Origin of the sequence: uncultured Demequina sp., assembly GCF_913055775.1 — a bacterium.
In the GTDB taxonomy this organism is placed as follows: domain Bacteria; phylum Actinomycetota; class Actinomycetes; order Actinomycetales; family Demequinaceae; genus Demequina.
In genome coordinates this window covers 1-19414 of the sequence record NZ_CAJXJX010000004.1, presented here as the reverse complement: position 1 = coordinate 19414, position 19414 = coordinate 1, and the positions used below count along the sequence as shown (strand labels likewise).

Sequence of the window (19414 nt, the reverse complement as noted above, 5' to 3'; positions counted from 1 at the left end):
CGTCATGCCCGACGTCGACTGGGAGGCACTGCGCGCTGAGGCGCGCGAGGTCTCCACGAGGGCATACGTGCCCTATTCGAAGTTCCCCGTGGGAGCTGCCGCGCTCACCGACGCTGGCGACGTGGTCGTGGGCGCCAACGTGGAGAACGCCAGCTACGGCCTCACGCTGTGCGCCGAGTGCGCGCTGGTGTCGAAGCTGCACGTGGACCACGGCGGCGCGCGGCTCGTGGCGTTCACCTGCGTGGACGCCAACGGCGACCTGCTCGCGCCGTGTGGCCGGTGCCGCCAGCTGCTGTTCGAGCACGGCGGTCGCGCGCTGCTGGTCGACACGGCTCACGGGGTGATGACCATGGACGAGTTCCTGCCCGGCGCGTTCGGGCCCGACGACCTGGGGAGAGTGTGATGACCGAGCGTCACGATGCCGTTGATGTGATCCGTACCAAGCGCGACGGAGGCACGCTCGCCGACGACCAGATCGACTGGGTGGTCGACGCCTACACGCGCGGCGTGGTCGCGGACGAGCAGATGAGCTCCCTCGCGATGGCGATTCTGCAGCGCGGGATGACGCGCGAGGAGATTGCGCGCTGGACCGCAGCGATGATCGCGACGGGGGAGCGGCTGGACTTCTCAGGGCTCGGCAAGGCGACCGCGGACAAGCACTCGACCGGCGGCGTGGGGGACAAGATCACGCTGCCGCTGGCGCCTCTCGTGGCCGCCTACGGCGTCGCCGTCCCGCAGTTGTCGGGGCGCGGGCTGGGTCACACCGGCGGCACGCTCGACAAGCTCGAGTCCATCCCGGGCTGGCGCGCGGCGCTCAGCAACGAGGAGATGCACGAGCAGCTCAAGGACGTCGGCGCGGTCATCTGCGCCGCAGGGTCCGGGCTTGCTCCGGCGGACAAGAAGCTCTACGCGCTGCGCGACGTCACCGGCACGGTGGAATGCATCCCGCTGATCGCCTCCTCGATCATGTCCAAGAAGATCGCCGAGGGCACCGGCTGCCTGGTGCTCGACGTCAAGGTGGGCACCGGCGCGTTCATGAAGGACCTGGACCAGGCGCGCGAGCTCGCGGCCACCATGGTGGACCTGGGTACCGACGCTGGCGTCAAGACCTCCGCCCTGCTGACCGACATGTCCACGCCGCTGGGACTGGCGATCGGCAACGGCAACGAGGTCGCCGAGTCGGTCGAGGTGCTCGCCGGCGGCGGTCCGGCAGACGTGATCGAGCTGACGGTCGAGCTCGCGCGAGAGATGCTCGCCGGCGCCGGCGTCACTGGGGTCGACCCGGCCGATGCGCTGAAGGACGGCCGCGCGATGGATGCCTGGCGGCGCATGATCGAGGCGCAGGGGGGCGACGCCGATGCCGCCATGCCCGACGCGCCTCACGTCGAGGAGGTGCGCGCCGAGTCGGATGGCGTCATCACCCGTCTCGACGCGCTGGGCGTGGGCGTCGCGGCCTGGCGGCTGGGCGCCGGGCGCGCCCGCCAGGGGGACGCCGTCGAGGTGTCTTCGGGCGTGATGCTGCACAAGACCCTCGGCGAGCGGGTGTCGAAGGGCGACGTCATCATGACGCTCCACACGGAGACGGAGACGCGCATGCCGCGCGGTCTCCAGGCGCTCGACGAGGCGTGCGACGGCGCGGGCGCCGTGGAGATCGGCGACTCGGCGCCGGAGCGACAGATCATCCTCGACCGCGTCGGCACCGCGACCTGAGCCGCGCATGACATCCTGACTCCATGCCCGGCTGGACGCTGACCTCCGTCGCCTCCCGCATCGGCCGTGCGATCGGCCTGCGCGGCAGTTGGTCCACGCCCTACAGCGCCGCCCATGCCGCCGGCCGCGCGCAGCGCGGCGGCTCCTCGACCGACACCGTCTTCGCGAGGGCCACGTCGCGCCGGCTGGCCACAGCATCGGCCGCCGATGCGAAAGCCCTCACCACGGCGCTGTCCGAGGTGGGAGAGGACGCCGAGGTGATCCGCCGCGCGGCTGCGTCCGGCGCTCCTGTCGCCGCCGTCGCGGGCCTCGCGGCTGCGTGGGCGGGCCTGAACGCTCGCGATCGAGCGGTGATCCGCCACCCTGCGGGCTCGGGCATGGGGGCGCTGCGCTACGGCGGCATGCGAGCCCAGCAGATCGATGAGACCACGTGCGGCGCGGCGTCGATGGCTGTGATGCTGATGATGGGTGACCCGCTCGTGACCGCGTGGCTGATGACCGGCCGGCGATTCGGCGACTACAGCCCTCCCGAGGTGCTGGAGGTCCTCGTGCGTCACCCCGAGGCCCGCACGCTCGAGGAGCGGTGGCGCGCGCTTCAGCGGGTGCTGCACGCGCGGACCACGCGAGGCGGGCTCGGACCGCTGCCCTGGCCGCGCGCGCTGGGCACGCCGCCGTGGCGCGTGGACGACGAGACGCGCTTCGCGGGGCTGAGGTTCCGTGGCGCGATCCTGGACGACGCCAACCGGGACGTGGTCGCGGCGGCCATCGCCCACGCATCGGCCTCCTTGCGGGACGGTATCCCGGTGCCGCTGTACACCGGCGGCGACTCGAGCGGCGGACTGTCGGACGTGGTGCCGCGGCACGTGGTGCTGCTGGTGGGGCGCACGTCGCACGGGTTCGCGGTCTACGAGCCCGGTTCCGGGCGCGTGCTGCCGCTCGGCGAGGCGCGGCTGTACGGGGCGGGGCCCAAGGAACCCGCGTATGGCGCGTGGTCGCGGGCGTGCTGGATGATCCTGCCGCAGCGCAAGCGCGAGGACCGCTGACGGACTCACGGGCCTCGCGTCGGAGCACTCGGGTGTGCGCCGCGGCTGACCGCTACCCGTTCTGCACACGGCTGGGAACGCTGTCGCTGGAGTGGCCCCTGTGACGGCACAGGGGCCTCAGGCGTCACGCCAGTCCCAGGCGTGTGCAGGACCGGTGGGCACACGATCGTCGGGTGCCCGCGCCGGTCGGTGGGGAAGCCCGCGCGCGGCTAGCCTGGAGCCATGACCCTCACTCACGACGAGATCGTCGCCCTGCCCAAGGTCCTCCTGCACGATCACCTCGACGGCGGCCTGCGCCCGTCGACGCTGATCGAGCTCGCGGCGGAGATCGGCCACGAGCTGCCCTCGACCGACCCCGACGAGCTCGCGACCATCTTCTCCACGAACGCCAATTCCGGCGACCTGGTCCGCTACCTCGAGGCCTTCGCCCACACCACCGCGGTCATGCAGACCGCAGACAACCTGCGCCGGGTCGCGCGCGAGGCTGTGGTGGACCTCGCGGCGGACGGTGTCATCTACGCCGAGCTGCGCTACGCGCCCGAGCAGCACGTCGCCGGCGGGCTGGACCTGCAGGAGGTCGTCGAGGCCGTGCAGGCCGGCATCGAGGAGGGCATCGCCGAGGCGGCCGAGGCCGGCAACGGCATCCGCGTGGGCGCACTGCTCGACGCGATGCGCCACCTGGATCGTTCGGAGGAGATCGCCGCGCTCGCGATCGTGAACCGGGACAAGTGCTGCGTGGGCTTCGACATCGCCGGCCCCGAGCTGGGCTTCCCGGCCTCGAACCACGCCGCCGCCTTCGCCGCCCTCCGAGCCGCGCATCTGCCCGTGACCATTCACGCCGGCGAGGCGGACGGCGCGGACTCCGTGTCCGACGCCCTGTTCCACGGCGCTCGCCGCCTGGGCCACGGTGTGCGCATCCACGAGGACATCAAGGGCTTCGACTCCGATGAGCCGGTGCTCGGGCTGATCGCCCGCCACGCGCTCGACCAGCAGATTCCGCTCGAGTGCTGCCCGACCTCGAACGTGCAGACCGCCGCGGCGCCGTCGATCGAGGACCACCCCATGCACGCGCTGCGCGACCTGGGCTTCGCCGTGACGGTCAACACCGACAACCGGCTCGTGTCCGGCGTGTCGATGTCCGGGGAGTTCGCTGCGCTGGTCGAGGCCGGCTGGACCGCGGAGGACCTGCTCGAGGCGACCCTGGCCGCCGCGTGGGGCGCGTTCCTGCCCTACGAGGAGCGCGGCGACCTCGCCGAGCTGATCCTCGAGGGCTACGGCATCGAGCTGTAGCGCCCCTGAGCAGCTGACGGCCGGGCCCCGCGCCGGGGCCCGGCCGTTCGCATGTGTGCGTCAGTGCAGCAGCTTGAGGCCCACGACGCAGCCCACGATGCCCAGGATCAGCGCGACCTTGGCGATCGAGACGGACTCCGCACCGGACCACATCGCGTAGCCGACGGTGAGCGCGGCTCCCACGCCCACCCACACCGCATAGGCCGTGCCGATGGGCAGCGACTTCATCGCGAGGCCCAGGCCGCCCATGCTGAGCGCCAGCGCGGTGCCGAACACGATGATCGGCAGGGGCTTGGCCCAGCCGTCGATGCGGCCGAGCGCGGTCGCCCAGACGGCCTCGAGAATGCCGGAGATGAGAAGAATGACCCACGCCATGACGTGCTCCCGTTCGAGACGTCTTGTCGCATGCGCCGGGTACGTCACCTCGTCCGGGAGCCGGGTGGGCTCTGCTTCGAGGATCGCACACGGCCGATGCGGTGGCAAAGCGTGGTGACGAAGGTCACCACACGGCAGGTGGGCTGGGGTGGCCGCGCGGCCGGGTGGGCTCGTTAGACGGTGCGGCGGGCTCGCGCGGCGTAGGCTGGAGGCAGTCCACCATCTGCCAGGAGGCCCGCTATGACCCTGTCCCGCGCCGAGCTCGCCAAGTACGTCGACCACACGCTGCTCAAGCCCGAGTCGACGCCCGAGGACGTCGCCGCGCTGATCGCCGAGGGCGCAGACCTGGGGGTGTTCTCCGTGTGTGTGTCGCCGTCGATGCTGCCCGTCGTGACCCCCGAGGGTCTCGCGGTCGCGACGGTGTGCGGGTTCCCGTCGGGCAAGCACCACTCGTCGGTAAAGGCCGCCGAGGCCGCGCTGTCGATCGAGCAGGGCGCGGACGAGATCGACATGGTGATCGACGTCGCCGCGGCCAACGCGGGGCGCTTCGCGGACGTCGAGGCGGACATCGCCGCGGTGCGCGCGGCCGTGCCCGCAGGCAAGATCCTCAAGGTCATCATCGAATCCGCCGCGCTCAGCGACGACGCGATCGTGGGTGCGTGCCGTGCTGCGGAGGCCGCGGGCGCGGACTTCGTGAAGACCTCCACGGGCTTCCACGGCGCCGGCGGTGCGTCGGTCGAGGCGGTGCGCCTCATGGCCGAGACCGTGGGCGGACGCCTGGGCGTGAAGGCCTCGGGCGGGATCCGTACGGCCGAGGATGCGCTCGCGATGATCGAGGCCGGCGCCACGCGCCTCGGACTGTCCGGCACCCGCGCGGTCTTGGATGGCACAGAGTCGACGGACTCCTACTGACCCAACCCCCGGTGGCACTTCCTTAGCGTGCCAGAGGAGCGTGAGTGTGGAAATCCAGGTGTCGCTGATTCCTGCTGGAGGGTGAGCGCGGCGCCCCGCCCGCGCATCGGCCGTCCGCCTGCCACCATCAACCCAGCGGCGCGCCGCCGCGAAGGGAGTCCCCATGTCCCACGCCGCTGATGCCCACGACGTCCTCCGCGTCCAGGGAGCACGCGAGAACAACCTCAAGAACGTCTCGGTCGATCTGCCCAAGCGCAGGCTGACGGTCTTCACCGGAGTGTCGGGCTCAGGCAAGTCCTCGCTGGTGTTCGAGACCATCGCGGCGGAGTCACGGCGGATGATCAACGAGACCTACTCGTCGTTCATCCAGGGGTTCATGCCGAGCCAGCAGCGCCCCGACGTCGACGTCCTCGAGGGACTCACCACCGCGATCATCGTGGACCAGGAGCCCATGGGCGCGAACGTGCGCTCGACCGTGGGGACCGCGACTGACGTGCACGCGATGCTGCGGATCCTGTACTCGCGGCTGGGCGACCCATACGTGGGTCCGCCGCAGGCCTTCAGCTTCAACGTGGCGACGTCCAGCGGGAGCGGCTCCGCGACCGTGACCCGCAAGGACGGCTCGACCGTGCGCGAGCATCGCGAGTACTCCGTGACCGGCGGCATGTGCGTGCGGTGCGAGGGGACGGGGCGGGTCTCGGAGCTCGACCTGGCGCAGATCGTCGACGAGTCGAAGTCGCTGGCCGAGGGCGCGATCACGATCCCCGGCTACACCGCAGACGGGTGGGCCGTGCGCATGTACACCGAGTCGGGCTTCCTGGACGCGGGCAAGCCCATCGCGAAGTACTCCAAGCGCGAGCGTGACGACCTGCTCTACAAGGACGCCACGAAGGTCAAGGTCGCGGGCATCAACATGACCTACGAGGGGCTCATCCCCAAGATCACCAAGTCGATGCTGTCCAAGGATCCCGACGCGATGCAGCCCCACATTCGCGCCTTTGTGGACCGCGCGGTGACGTTCGCGACGTGCCCCGACTGCGACGGAACGCGACTGAGTGAGTTGGCTCGCTCGTCTCGCGTGGCGGGCAAGGGCATCCACGACCTGGCCGCGATGCAGATCAGCGACCTGGCCGCATGGATGCGCGAACTCGACGACCCGTCGGTGGAGCCGCTCCTGGTCTCGCTACGGGACACGCTGGACTCGTTCGTGGAGATCGGGCTGGGATACCTGTCGCTCGACCGCGCCGCGGGCACGCTGTCCGGCGGTGAGGCGCAGCGCACCAAGATGATCCGCCACCTCGGATCCGCGCTGACCGACATCACCTATGTGTTCGACGAGCCCACCGTGGGCCTGCACCCTCACGACATCCAGCGCATGAACCAGCTGCTGCTGCGGCTGCGCGACAAGGGCAACACGGTCCTCGTGGTCGAGCACAAGCCCGAGGCGATCGCGATCGCGGACCACGTGGTCGACCTGGGCCCCGGCGCCGGGACCGGGGGAGGCGAGATCTGCTTCGAGGGGACCGTCGAGGCGCTGCGCGCCTCGGACACACTCACCGGCAAGCACCTGGAGTACCGCGCGTCGCTGAAGGACGCCGTACGTGCAGGCGACGGTGCCATCGAGATCCGCGGCGCCTCGCAGCACAACCTGCAGGACGTCGATGTCGACGTGCCGCTGGGAGTCCTGACCGTCGTGACCGGCGTGGCGGGCTCCGGCAAGAGCACGCTCATCCACGGGGGCATCCCGGCCGATGCGGGGGTCATCACCGTGGACCAGGCACCTATTCGCGGGTCGAGGCGCTCGAACCCGGCCACCTACACCGGGGCACTCGAGCCCATCCGCAAGGCCTTCGCGAAGGCCAATGGCGTGAAGCCGGCGCTGTTCAGCGCCAACTCGGAGGGCGCGTGCCCGGTGTGCAAGGGTGCGGGCGCGATCTACACCGAGCTGGGCGTGATGGAGACGGTCGAGTCGACGTGCGAGGCGTGCGAGGGCCGCCGCTTCAAGGACGAGGTCCTCGAGTACCTGCTTGCGGGTCAGTCGATCGCCGACGTCCTCGAGATGTCCGTCGAGGCTGCTTTCGCGTACTTCTCCGAAGGCGAGGCGAAGACCCCGGCCGCCGCGAAGACGCTGGGCCACCTGGTCGACGTGGGGCTCGGGTACCTGGCGCTCGGCCAGCCGCTCACGACCCTGTCAGGCGGCGAACGTCAGCGCCTCAAGCTCGCGACGCACATGGGGGACAAGGGCGGCGTCTACGTCCTCGACGAGCCCACCACGGGACTGCACCTGGCGGATGTCGAGAACCTGCTCGCGCTGCTCGACAGGCTGGTGGACTCGGGCAAGACCGTCGTGGTGATCGAGCACCACCAGGCGGTGATGGCGCACGCGGACTGGATCATCGACCTCGGGCCTGGCGCCGGCCACGATGGTGGGCGGGTCGTGTTCGAGGGGACCCCGGCTGCGCTGGTGGCCGACGGCTCGACGCTCACCGGCAAGCACCTCAAGGAGTACGTGGGCGGCTGAGCCACCGCGGTGCCTATGGCCCAGTCCGGTGTCCGGCACTGGCAGACCCCTGTGCGCGCTCGCGGCTTCCTGTCCGGCGGCGCGGGTCGCTGAGTGCCGGACAGCACGCGCGGGGTTCAGATAGAGGTCGCTGAGTGCCGGACGCGGTCAGGGGAAGAGCGCGCGCACGTCTGCTTCGAGCTGGTCCATCGCGGCCGCGGCCGCCTCCCGGGCGCCGGCCACGTCCTCGCCAGGAGGCTCGATCACCTCGAGATAGGCCTTGACCTTGGGCTCGGTGCCCGACGGCCGGATGATCACCCGCGCGCCGGACTCGGTCGCGAGGTGCAGCCCGTTGGTGGGAGGCAGCCCCCGGAAGCCCGCGTTCATGTCGTCCGTGGACGTCACGGGCGATCCGGCCAGCGTGGACGGCGGGGACGCGAGCAGCCGCTCCATGAGTGCCGGGATCTGCGCGATGTCCACGAATCGCGCGGACACCTGGCGCGTGAGGTGCACGCCGTACGTGCGCGCGAGGTCGTCGATCGCGTCCTGCAGTGTGCGCCCGGCCGCCTTGAGCTCGGCAACCAGGTCCGCGACCAGTACCGCGGCGCTGACACCGTCCTTGTCGCGCACGAGATCCGGCGCCACGCAGTAGCCCAGCGCCTCCTCGTACCCGAACAGCAGGTTGTCCGCCCGCCCGATCCACTTGAAGCCCGTGAGCGTGTTCGCGTGGTCCAGGTGGTGCGCAGCGGCGATCTTCTCGAGCTGCTGCGAGGACACGATCGAGTTGGCCAGCACGGTCCCCTTGCTGGTGTCCGCGTGACCGGCGATGCGCTCGCCCAGCAGCGAGCCCACCACGTCCCCGTGGAGCATGTGCCACGCTCCGTCGATCTGGGTCGCGACGGCGCAGCGGTCGGCGTCGGGGTCGTTCGCGATCACCAGGTCGGCATCGACCGCGCGGGCGAGTGCGAGCGACAGATCGATCGCGCCCGCCTCTTCGGGGTTGGGGAAGTCGACGGTCGGGAAGTTCGGGTCGGGATCCGCCTGCTCGGGCACGGTGTGGAGGTCGTGGAACCCGGCCTCCTTGAGCGCGGCCTCGACCGTGTCGCCGCCCACGCCGTGCAGCGGGGTCAGCACGATGCGCACGGCCTCGCGCTCGACGGGGTCCGACGGTCCGGCGACGCGGGAGACAGCATCGACATAGTCGGCCGCGACCTCGTCGCCAAGGGTCGTCCAGCCGCTCTCGGCTCGAGGCACGTCCGCCACGGCCGCCACGGCCGCGATGCGCGCGGCGATCTCCGCGTCGTACGGCGGCACGATCTGAGCGCCCTGACCCTGGTCTGTGACCACCCTTCCGCCCAGGTAGACCTTGTATCCGTTGTCCTGCGGGGGGTTGTGCGAGGCGGTCACCATGACCCCCGCATCGGCGTCGAGCGAGCGCGTCGCGTAGGCGAGCACGGGAGTGGGGAGCGTGCGCGGCAGCAACAGCGCCTCGTGACCTGCCGCGGTCATGACGGCGGCCGTGTCGACGGCGAACTGATGCGAACCGTGCCTCGCGTCGTACCCGATCGCCACGCGCGCCGGACCCTCGACTCCGACAGAGGCGAGCGCGTCCGTCAGGTACTGCGCCAGCCCGGCAGCGGCGCGGATCACGACCGCTCGGTTCATGCGGTTGGGGCCGGCGCCGATCGCTCCTCGCAGGCCGGCGGTGCCGAACTCGAGAGTGCCGCGGAAACGGTCGGAGAGCTCCGCGCCGGCGTCCGCGCTGCCGGCGCGATACCCCTCGAGCAGGCGCGTGAGCTCCTCCCGTGTCACGGGATCAGGGTCGTCCTCGATCCACGCCTCAGCCAGCGCGCCGATGTCCGTCATTGCATGCCCTCCACGATGTCCGCGAGCAGGCGCGAGATGCGCGGGCCCGACGAGGCGCCTACGTCGAGCACCTCCGAGTGATCCAGGGTGTCGCCACCGATGCCGGCCGCGAGGTTCGTGACGAGAGAGAGGCCCAGGATCTCGAGCCCCGCCTGACGGGCGGCGAGCACCTCGAGCGCGGTCGACATGCCCACGAGGTTCGCCCCGAGGATCGCGGCCATGCGCACCTCGGCCGGGGTCTCGTACTGGGGCCCGGTGAACTGGATGTAGACGCCGTCGGGGAGCTCGGGGTCGATGGACCGCGCCAGGTCCCGCAGTCGAGGCGAGTAGGCCTGGGTCATGTCCACGAAGCTCGCGCCCTCGAGGGGGGTCGCGCCGGTGAAGTTGATGTGGTCCGCGAGCAGCACGACGGAGCCCGGACCCACCTCAGGACGTGTCGAGCCGCAGCCGTTGGTGATCACGAGCTGCTTCGCGCCCGCTGCGGCGGCCATCCGCACGCCGTGAGCGACCTTGCCGGCATCGCGCACCTGGTAGAAGTGCTGGCGCGAGCCTAGCACCAGGATGTGGCGGCCGTCGGAGGTGCGCAGCGCGCGCATCCGCGAGCTGTGGCCGGCGACCGCGTGCGCGTCGAAGCCGGGCAGGTCCGCCGCCTCGATCGAGCCCACCTCCTCGCCGATCAGGTCTGCCGCCCCGCCCCAGCCGGAGCCGAGCACGAGGGCGATGTCGAAGGAGTCCACGCCGGTCGCGGCGCGCAGGGCATCGGCGGCCTCCGCCGCACGAGTGGTGGCATCAGTCATACCTCGAGACTATCCCCGTTCCAGCGGCTTCACCTGCTGGCGCAGCAGGGCCGATGCGCGGGTGGGGCAGTGCCTGCGCCCGCGCCCAGATCAGGGACAATGGTGGGCATGGCGACACGCATGGTGATCATCGGTGGCGGGCCCGGCGGCTATGAGGCGGCGATCGTCGCCGTCAAGCAGGGGGCCGAGGTCACCCTGGTCGAGCGTCAGGGACTGGGCGGCAACGCGGTGCTCACCGATGTGGTGCCGTCCAAGACCATCATCGCCACGGCCGAGTGGCGCACGATCGCCGACCGCGCACCGCAGCTGGGCATCAGGGACCTCGACGGGTCCGACTCGGCGGAATTCGCCGAGCACGTCGTGGACATGGCGGCGGTCAACTCCCGCATCCGCAAGCTGGTGCTCAAGCAGTCGCACGACATCTCCACCCGCATGGCGAAGAACGGCATCCGCGTCATCGACGGCGAGGCGAGACTCCTCAGCCCCACGCAGGTCGAGACGCCCGACGAGGTCCTCGACGCCGATGCCGTGCTGCTGGCGACGGGCGCCCGCCCGCGCACCCTCGCATCGGCCCTTCCTGACGGGGACCGCATCCTCACGTGGACGCAGTTGTACGACCTGACGGAGCTTCCCGAGCACCTGATCGTGGTCGGCTCCGGCGTGACCGGCGCCGAGTTCGCCGGTGCCTATCGCCTGCTGGGCAGCGAGGTCACCCTGGTGTCGAGCCGCGAGCGCGTCCTGCCCGGCGAGGACCCCGAGGCGGCCGAGCTGCTGCAGGAGGTCTTCGTCTCGCGCGGCATGACCCTCCTGAGCGGCGCGCGCGCCGAGGCCGTCGAGAACGCCGGCGACGGGGTGCGCGTCACGCTGGGCGACGGCAGCGTGATCGAGGGCTCGCACTGCCTCATGGCCGTGGGCTCGGAGCCCAACACCAGAGGAGTCGGGCTCGAGGAGGCCGGCGTCGAGCTCGACGAGCGCGGCTACATCCGCGTGGACCGCGTCTCGCGCACCACCGCACGCGGCGTCTACGCCGCCGGTGACTGCACGGGGGTGTTCCCGCTCGCCTCGGTCGCGGCGACGCAGGGCCGCATCGCGATGGCGCACGCGCTCGGCGATGCCGTGCAGCCGCTTGAGCTGGGCCACGTGTCCTCGAACGTCTTCACGGCTCCGGAGATTGCGTCGGTGGGATCGACAGAGGCGCAGCTCAAGGAGCGAGGCATCTTCTACGAGGTCTCGAAGCTCGAGCTCGCGCGCAACCCGCGCGCGAAGATGCTCGGCATCGACACCGGCTTCGTCAAGATCTTCGGGCACACCGTCACGGGACAGGTGCTGGGCGCCGTCATCGTGGGCTCGCGCGCGAGCGAGCACATCTTCCCGCTGTCGCTCGCGGTGGCGCAGCACCTGACGGTGGACGACGTCGCCAATGCCTTCACGGTCTACCCGTCGCTGTCGGGCACCGTGTCCGAGGTGGCGCGGAGGCTGCACCACATGCAGGACCCGCAGGGGCGCTGACGCGGCGCGCTATTCCTCCGCGCTGGGGGAGGCCGATGCGGTGGGCGTCGGGGACGCCGAAGGCCCGGCCTCGGGCTGGGGTTCGTTGACGTCCGTATCGGTGTCCGTCGGGGCCACGGCGCCGGTGGCGCCTCGCGTGACGACGGGCAGGTGGTCGGACCACGGCACCCCCACCGTGCCGAAGACGGAGAATTCGACGCCACGGCCCAGCACGTAGTCGCGGATGGTGGCGGCGGATCCCGACGGGTCCGTGCCCAGGTAGGTGGGCCCCGGCGTTCCCACGGTGTCCTGCGCGCTGACGAAGCCCGCATCCTTGAACGCCGTCGGGACCGGGGTGCCGGGCTCGGCGCCGAGGTCACCGCCCACGATCGTGGGCTGCGGGGCGTCGAGCCAGGTGATCAGCTGGTCCGCCTGAGTGGCGCGGTCGGCGTCGAGGCCCGGCCCTGCCAGCCGGGTGGTCGCGTAGGTGGCGCCCATGAAGTCGACGGCGACCGCGGCGTGATCGCGCGGCCCGTCGACCGCCGGCAGCGCGAGCGACCGAGGATTCGTGTGTGCGCGCGAGGTGAAGAGCGCGACGCCGTGGTGGCCGCCCGCGTACGCGTACGGCAGGTCGATCTCGCCGGCGAGGAACTCCAGCGTGTCGGCGCCGCCGGACAAGAGCGATCCACGCTCAACCTCCTGCAGCATCATCACGTCCGTCGCGCCGTCGACGAGCGCGGTCGCCATCTCACCGAGCTCGACCGCAGGCCCGCCAGTGATGCCCGGCTGGACCCCGCCGTTGATGTTCCACGTCGCGATGGTGGGGGCGTTGAGGAAGTCAGCGGACAGGGCCCGCGGCTGCTCGTAGGTCGCGCTGGTCCAGGCGTAGGCGCCTGCTGCGACGACGAGCCCGAGGCCGGCTCGGAGCAGAACGCCGGGGGCGATCCAGGGCGCCGGGTCGGGGTCCCCCACCCCGCCGTCCTGGTCGCCGTCGACGGCAGCGGCCTCCCGACCCTCACTCCCGCCGTCCTCGACCATGGCAGCGTCTGCGTCCGCGGGCTCGTGGCTCCCGGGCGCAGGCTGAGGCGCGAAGGCGCGCCACACCGCGACCGCGATCACGGCGGCGGCGCTCGCGGCCAGCACCCAGCCGGGAGCGCCCGGCAGGTCGACGAGCGCGTACGCCTCCGATCCGGCGGCCGGAAGCAGGATCGCGAGCCCGAAGACCGTCGCCGCGCCCAGCCTGCGTGCGACCGAGCTGTGCGCCGGGCGCATGATCTGCGCCGCTGCCAGAGCCGTGACCGCAACGGCGATCGGGAGCGCGATCGCGGCGAGCGAGACCGCCGGCTCCACCGCAGCGGCGCCTCCGGTGGCGAGGCCTGCGTCCGCATCGGCGACCAGGAACCACACCGCCGCCAGCCCCGTGGCCGCCAGCACTGCGGTCACGACCGCGGACACGCGACGCACCTGTGCGGCCAGGACGGCTCCCGTGACCAGGGAGACGATGGCGAGCGCGGAAGTCGCCGACGTGCGCAGCCCGGTCTGTGCGGCGATCCAGGCGAGGTTGCCGAATGCCACTGCGATCAGTCCCCACAGCAGCCCGTAGGACCACCAGCCTCGGGAGGATGCCACAGGCTCGAGGTGACGGCAGCGCCACCCGTTGATCAGCGCGAGGAGCGCCAGGCCACCGAGCGCGATCCATCCCCACAGGTCGCCACGCCACACGGCGTCCCACGTGCGCAGGACCGTCTGCTCGGCGATCGCCGCCGCGATCCCGAGCATCGTGCCCGCGACGAGAGGTCCGGAGCCGCCGTTGCCGAGAGCGACACGGGCGGCCAGCACCATGGTGGTGAGCGCGAGCGCGGCCAGGTACAGGCCCGCCGCGACCAGCCAGCCGCCGCCGACCAGGGGCATGCCGAGCCGCGTGATGCCCACGAGGCCGAGCATGAACAGGAGCACCACGCCGTGGCCGAAGTGCCGCCCGGCCAGCGCGCACACCCACGCGAGGACGCCGCCCGCCGCGAACACGGCGACGGCGCCTCCGAGAGCGAGCAGCGTGCTGGTGTCGAGGAGGTTGGCGACGAGGGGCCCTGCGGCGCGGATCGCGTCGAGCAGCAGCCACGCGGCGACAGCCGTGACGCCGAGGACACGGCGCTGAGCGGTGTGCATAAACCACACCGTACCTGGGGTCAGGCGGGGTCAGCGATCTCGCAGATGATGGTGCCGGAGCTCACGGAGGTGCCCACGGCGTGAGCGAGACCAGTGATGGTGCCCGCGCGATGAGCGACCAGCGGCTGCTCCATCTTCATGGCCTCGAGCACGACGATGAGGTCGCCCTCGGCGACGCTCGCGCCGTCCTCGACCGCGATCTTGACGATGGTGCCCTGCATGGGCGACGTCAGCGAGGTGCCGGACACGCTTGCGCGGCCGCCGCCGTTGCCCCGACGCGTCGAGCGCTTCGCGGGCGCCGTGCGACGGGCGTTGGCGCGCCCGGCCTGCGCGAGCGATGCGGGCAGCACGACCTCGAGCCGCTTGCCGCCGACCTCGACGACCACGCGCTCCGTCGCGTCGGCGTCTGACGGGAGATCCGCTCCGGCGCCGGCGCCTCCCAGCTCAGCCACGGCATCGGCGAACTCGGACTCGATCCACGTGGTGTAGACGCCGAAGCTCCCGTGGGCGGCGGTGAACTCTGGCGCGTCGAGCACGGCGCGGTGGAAGGGCAGGACCGTGGGGATGCCCTCGACCTCCATCTCTGCGAGCGCGCGGCGCGAGCGCTCGAGGGCCTGCTCGCGAGTCGCGCCCGTGATGATGACCTTGGCGATCATGGAGTCGAAGGCGCCGGAGACCTTGTCGCCCTGGCGGACACCCGCGTCGATGCGGACGCCCGGACCGGTGGGGAAGTGCACGCGGTGGAGCGTGCCCGGCGACGGCATGAAGTTCAGCGCGGGGTTCTCGCCATTGATGCGGAACTCGATCGAGTGGCCGCGGGTGACGGGAGCGAGGTTGCTGATGGGTTCGCCGGCCGCGACCCGGAACTGCTCGCGCACCAGGTCGACGCCGGTGACCTCCTCGGTCACGGGGTGCTCGACCTGGAGGCGCGTGTTGACCTCGAGGAAGCTGATGGTGCCGTCGGTGCCCACGAGGTACTCGCAGGTGCCCGCGCCTTCGTAGCCGGCCTCGCGCAGGATGGCCTCGCTCGCCTCGATCAGTCGCCGGTTCTGCTCATCGGAGAGGAACGGCGCGGGCGCCTCCTCGACCAGCTTCTGGTGGCGACGCTGCAGCGAGCAGTCGCGCGTCGAGACCACGACCACGTTGCCGTGGCTGTCCGCGAGGCACTGGGTCTCGACGTGGCGGGGACGGTCGAGGAAGCGCTCGACGAAGCACTCGCCGCGACCGAACGCCGCAACGGCCTCGCGGGTGGCGGACTCGAACAGCTCGGGGATGTCCTCGCGCGTGCGGGCGACCTTGAGGCCGCGGCCGCCGCCGCCGAAGGCCGCCTTGATCGCGACGGGCAGCCCGTGCTCGTCCGCGAAGGCCACGACCTCGTCCGCGTTGGCGACGGGGTCCTGGGTGCCGGGCACCAGAGGAGCGCCGGCGCGCTGCGCGATGTGGCGCGCGCTGACCTTGTCGCCGAGGGCGTCGATGGCTGCGGGCGACGGTCCGATCCACGTGAGCCCGGCATCGATCACGGCCTGGGCGAACGTCGAGTTCTCCGCGAGGAAGCCGTAGCCCGGGTGGACCGCCTGCGCGCCGGAGCGGCGGGCGACGTCGATCAGCGACGGGATGTCGAGATAGGTCTCCGCCGCTGTCGCTCCACCCAGCGAATACGCCTCGTCCGCGAGGTGGACGTGCGGCGCGTCGCGGTCGGGATCGGCGTACACGGCGATCGAGCGCAGACCGGCATCGGCGCACGCGCGGATGATGCGGACCGCGATCTCGCCGCGGTTCGCGATCAGAACGGAGGAGAAGGCAGACACGCGGCTACGGTAGCGCGCCTCACCAGGCGTTCCCCACCGGTGCGAGGGCGGCGGGGGAACTTTGGCAGGCGGGATAGGCCTGAGTCAGCGCCGTTGTGGGGTTCCTCCAACGGACTTGGTGAATTCTTGGGTTACGTGCGCGTAGGTTGTAGCGGTTCCACAACCGGGACCGTCGGTCGAAGCCTGGCGGCGGTCAGGAGCCGCGGCCGCTGCGCAGCTCGTGGAAGTCCACGCCGCACGTGCGCAGCAGGTCGCGCAGGAGCGGAAGGCTCACGCCCACCACGCCGTGGAAGTCGCCCTCGATTCGCGTCACGTACGGGCCGCCCAGTCCATCGACGGTGAAGGCCCCGGCGACGTGGAGCGGCTCGCCCGTCGCGACGTAGGCGTCGATCTCCTCGTCGGTGAGGTCGGCGAAGTGCACCACGGTCGACGAGGTGTCGCCCGCGAGCGTGGGCGATCCCGTGGGCGCGCGGCGCTCGTGGCGGTTGTCCACGAGGACGTGCCCCGTGTGGAGGATGCCGATGCGCCCACGCATCGCCCTCCAGCGCTTGCGGGCCTGCGCCGCATCCGCGGGCTTGCCCATGATCTCGCCGTCGAGTTCCAGCATCGAGTCGCAGGCCAGGACCAGCGCGTCGGGGTCGTGGCGCGCCACGACGGCATCGGCCTTGGCGCGGGCGAGGAGCGCGGGCTGGTCGCGCAGCTCGAGCGCGAAGCCGATGCCGGCGGCGACGTTGCGCGCGGCGGCGTCCCGGGCATCGGCCAGGACCTGGTCCTCGTCCACGTCGCTGACGATCACCCGCGGCTCGACGCCGGCGGACCGCAGTGTGGCAAGACGAGCGGGCGAGCGCGAGGCGAGGACGAACGGGACCGGCATGCGCGCGAGCCTACCTGCCTGGCTCAGGCGGGCGCCGCTCGCTGCTCCGGGCTACGCGAGTGCAGAGGGTGTGCGCAGTCGCGGGGCGACCGTCTGGTCGAACGCCTGCGCGGTGCGCTCCGCGACCTGGTCGAAGGGAGCGGCCCAGACGCCCGCGTTGAAAATCTCCACCTCGACATCGCCGTCGTAGCCCGTGGCTTCTACGGCGCGGGTCAGCAGCGCGAAGTCGATGACGCCCTCGCCCATGTACCGCCGCGCGAGCAGCACGTCCGCCGGCAGGGGCGTCGCGTAGTCGCACACCTGGTAGGTCGCGATGCGACGCTCGCGGCCCGCGCGCTCGATCTGGTCGAGAACCTGCGGGTCCCAGAAGACGTGGAACGTATCGACGGTCACTCCCACCACGGCGGGGTCGAAGGGCTCTGCGAGGTCGAGCGCCTGGCCCAGCGTCGACACCACCGCGCGGTCGGTCGCGTACATCGGGTGCAGTGGCTCGATCGCCAACGTGACCCCCGCGGCGGCCGCGTGCGGCGCCAGCTCCGCCAGCGCATCGGCCACCCGAGCGCGTGCGCCCACGAGGTCGCGCGAGCCTTCGGGGATGCCTCCCACCACGAGGACGAGCACGGGCCGCGACCCTGGAGCGCCCGCGGCGGCGAGCCGCGCAGTCTCCTCGATCGCGACGATGTTGTCGGCGATTGACGCGCGCCGGTCCGGTCCTTCGGGAACGGTGAAGAAGCCCCCGCGGCAGTGCGTCGAGACGCGCAGCCCGGAGTCCGCGATCATCGAGACGGCCGTGTCGAGGCCCACCTCCTGCACGGGCTCGCGCCACGTGCCGAGCGCCTGATAGCCGGCGCCCACGGCGGCCTCGATGGCCTGCGCGAGAGTGGCCTTGCGGACGGTCGCTTGGTTGAGCGAGAGTCGGGGGTGCGCGGTCATGCGAGGGCTCCCGCCGTACGGTGCGCGGTCTCGACGCCGTTGAGCGCGAGCATGCCGTGCCAGCGCTCGAGCGCCACCGGGGGCTTCTCGAGCGCGCCGCAGGCGTTCGCGAGCTCGACGATGCGCGACAGGTGCGGCAGCGACCGGGCACCGTGCAGGCCGCCGACCATCTGGAAGGCCTCCTGGTGGTCGTTGAGCCAAGACATGAAGGCGACTCCGGTCTTGTAGTAGAAGGTGGGAGCCGCGAAGATCTGCCGCGACAGCTCCTCGGTGGGGGCGAGGATGTCGCGGTAGCGCGCCACATCCGCCGCGTCGAGAGCCTGGATCGCCGCAGAGGCGTGAGGCCCCAGAGCCGCGAAGGCGCCCAGCAGTGCGTCAGAGTGTCCCTTCTCGTCGCCCTCGATGAGCGCGCAGTAGTGGTAGTCGTCGCCGGTGAGCATCCGAGCGCTGTCCGGGAGGCGGCGTCGCACAGCGACCTCGGAGTCGGCGTCGAGCAGGCTCATCTTGACGCCGCTCACGGCCTGGGGTTCGGCCTCGATGATGTCGATCAGGGTGTCCGAGGCGACGCGCCAGTCGTCCGAGCCGAAGTACCCGGCGAGCTGCGGGTCGAACGCGGTGCCCAGCCAGTGGAGGACTACCGGCGCGCCCGCGACCGCGAGAACTTCGCCGTAGACGCGCCGGTAGTCGGCCGCGGATTGCGCGGCTCTCGCGAGGTGTCGGCTCGCCATGAGCACCACTCCAGCGCCTGCATCCTCGGCGTGGAAGAGCTGCTCCTTGTAGGCGTCGATCACCTGGTCCAGAGTGAGGTCGGGGTCCTCGACGTGATCCGTGTTGACGCCCACCACGAGGCGCGCACCGGCCGCGGTGGCCTCGGCCGCGCTGCGCGTGATGAGCTCGCGCGTCGCGGCCGCATCCAGGCCCATGTTGCGCTGGGCGGTGTCCATGGCGTCCGCCACTCCCAGGCCCCATGAGTACAGGTGGTGACGGTAGGCGAGCGTCGCGTCCCAATCGATCTCCGCGGGCTGCCCGGGGGTGTTGTCGGCGTGAGGCTGGGGCACCACGTGAGCGGCGGCGTAGGCGACGCGGGACTTGAGCGGGCCGGGGGGACGCTCGAATGCAGGAGCCTCGGCAAGGGCGACGGTCCGCGTCGCGCCGTCCGCGTCGAGAAGGGTGAGGTCGGACACGTCAGCTGTCCGTGGAGGCGAGCGCGTCGGTGGGCGCGGTGTCCGCCCCGGCAGGCGACGCAGGAACGCCGTCCGCGGTGATCGTCGGCAGCGCGACTCGAGCGCCGGTCCGGTCTGACTCGAGTCCCTTCTCTGCGAGCAGCATGCCGCGGGCGCCCGCGAGGAAGTCGTACGCGTGCGGCGCATCCTCGACCACGTGGCGCAGGAACTGCTCCCACTGTGCGCGGAAGCCGTTGACAGCATCCTCGGTGTCCGGCACCTCGAGCCAGGTCGAGTCGAAGTCGATCTCGTTCTTGAGGTCCGGGTTCCACACGGGCTTGGGGGTGGCGTTGCGCGGCTGGATCTTGCAGCCGAACAGCCCCGCGACCGCAGAGCCGTGAGTGCCATCCACCTGGAACTCGACCAGCTCGTCGCGGTTGACGCGGGTGGTCCAGCTCGAGTTGATCTGGGCGGTGATGCCGCCGGCGA

The 19414-nt window shown here is 71.5% G+C and carries 15 protein-coding genes, 1 pseudogene and 1 riboswitch; of the genes and pseudogenes, 7 read left to right on the top strand and 9 right to left on the bottom strand.

The window, feature by feature from the left end:
* Positions 1–4 precede the first annotated feature (4 nt).
* The 4 genes from QZ483_RS00780 (at position 5) to QZ483_RS00765 (ending at position 4043) form a co-directional block, all read left to right on the top strand.
* Positions 5–403 (top strand): cytidine deaminase, encoded by a 399-nt coding sequence (locus QZ483_RS00780; protein WP_297081056.1) that lies wholly within the window; start codon positions 5–7, stop codon positions 401–403.
* Positions 403–1710 carry a thymidine phosphorylase gene (locus QZ483_RS00775; protein ID WP_297081054.1) on the top strand — a complete coding sequence of 436 codons (1308 nt, stop codon included), beginning with the start codon at positions 403–405 and terminating at the stop codon, positions 1708–1710. The genes QZ483_RS00780 and QZ483_RS00775 overlap by 1 nt, the downstream gene beginning before the upstream one ends.
* Positions 1711–1733: 23 nt before the next feature.
* On the top strand, positions 1734–2753 hold the full coding sequence (locus QZ483_RS00770) for a hypothetical protein (protein ID WP_297081051.1): 1020 nt from the start codon (positions 1734–1736) through the stop codon (positions 2751–2753).
* A gap of 222 nt (positions 2754–2975) precedes the next feature.
* Complete coding sequence (locus QZ483_RS00765; RefSeq protein ID WP_297081049.1) at positions 2976–4043, top strand: adenosine deaminase; 1068 nt, start codon at positions 2976–2978, stop codon at positions 4041–4043.
* Positions 4044–4103: 60 nt separating this feature from the next.
* Here the strand turns inward: QZ483_RS00765 and QZ483_RS00760 are convergent, their stop codons facing one another.
* Positions 4104–4418 carry a multidrug efflux SMR transporter gene (locus QZ483_RS00760; RefSeq protein ID WP_297081046.1) on the bottom strand — a complete coding sequence of 105 codons (315 nt, stop codon included), beginning with the start codon at positions 4416–4418 and terminating at the stop codon, positions 4104–4106.
* A gap of 12 nt (positions 4419–4430) precedes the next feature.
* Positions 4431–4493: riboswitch (guanidine-III (ykkC-III) riboswitch) on the bottom strand.
* A gap of 165 nt (positions 4494–4658) precedes the next feature.
* Between QZ483_RS00760 and deoC the strand changes: the two genes are divergently transcribed.
* Positions 4659–5330 (top strand): deoxyribose-phosphate aldolase, encoded by a 672-nt coding sequence (gene deoC, locus QZ483_RS00755; protein ID WP_297081043.1) that lies wholly within the window; start codon positions 4659–4661, stop codon positions 5328–5330.
* Positions 5331–5493: 163 nt separating this feature from the next.
* The gene (locus QZ483_RS00750) at positions 5494–7851 is read left to right on the top strand and encodes an excinuclease ABC subunit UvrA (RefSeq protein ID WP_297081041.1); all 2358 of its coding nucleotides are present in this window, start codon (positions 5494–5496) and stop codon (positions 7849–7851) included.
* Between the two features lie 147 nt (positions 7852–7998).
* Here the strand turns inward: QZ483_RS00750 and QZ483_RS00745 are convergent, their stop codons facing one another.
* Entirely contained in the window at positions 7999–9696 is a 1698-nt protein-coding gene (locus QZ483_RS00745) for a phospho-sugar mutase (RefSeq protein WP_297081039.1), read from the bottom strand.
* Positions 9693–10493, bottom strand: coding sequence for a purine-nucleoside phosphorylase (locus QZ483_RS00740; protein ID WP_297081037.1), 801 nt, complete (start codon positions 10491–10493; stop codon positions 9693–9695). Before QZ483_RS00740 ends, QZ483_RS00745 begins: the two co-directional genes overlap by 4 nt.
* A gap of 108 nt (positions 10494–10601) precedes the next feature.
* Between QZ483_RS00740 and QZ483_RS00735 the strand changes: the two genes are divergently transcribed.
* Entirely contained in the window at positions 10602–12002 is a 1401-nt protein-coding gene (locus tag QZ483_RS00735) for an NAD(P)H-quinone dehydrogenase (protein ID WP_297081036.1), read from the top strand.
* Positions 12003–12011: 9 nt separating this feature from the next.
* On the opposite strand, the gene QZ483_RS00730 is transcribed toward QZ483_RS00735, so the two are convergent.
* The 6 genes and pseudogenes from QZ483_RS00730 to QZ483_RS00705 form a co-directional block, all read right to left on the bottom strand.
* Positions 12012–14147, bottom strand: a complete 2136-nt coding sequence (locus QZ483_RS00730) for an endonuclease/exonuclease/phosphatase family protein (RefSeq protein ID WP_297081035.1) — start codon at positions 14145–14147, stop codon at positions 12012–12014.
* Between the two features lie 20 nt (positions 14148–14167).
* A complete protein-coding gene (locus QZ483_RS00725) occupies positions 14168–15955 on the bottom strand; it encodes a biotin carboxylase N-terminal domain-containing protein (protein WP_297081033.1) in 1788 nt (595 codons plus the stop codon).
* A 193-nt stretch (positions 15956–16148) separates the two neighbouring features.
* Complete coding sequence (locus tag QZ483_RS00720) at positions 16149–16829, bottom strand: nucleoside triphosphate pyrophosphatase (RefSeq protein ID WP_297081031.1); 681 nt, start codon at positions 16827–16829, stop codon at positions 16149–16151.
* A gap of 51 nt (positions 16830–16880) precedes the next feature.
* Positions 16881–17762 carry a sugar phosphate isomerase/epimerase gene (locus QZ483_RS00715; protein ID WP_297081028.1) on the bottom strand — a complete coding sequence of 294 codons (882 nt, stop codon included), beginning with the start codon at positions 17760–17762 and terminating at the stop codon, positions 16881–16883.
* Entirely contained in the window at positions 17759–18946 is a 1188-nt protein-coding gene (locus tag QZ483_RS00710) for a dihydrodipicolinate synthase family protein (RefSeq protein ID WP_297081026.1), read from the bottom strand. The genes QZ483_RS00715 and QZ483_RS00710 overlap by 4 nt, the downstream gene beginning before the upstream one ends.
* Before the next feature lies 1 nt (position 18947).
* Positions 18948–19414: pseudogene (locus QZ483_RS00705) on the bottom strand (gfo/Idh/MocA family oxidoreductase); the annotation flags it as partial.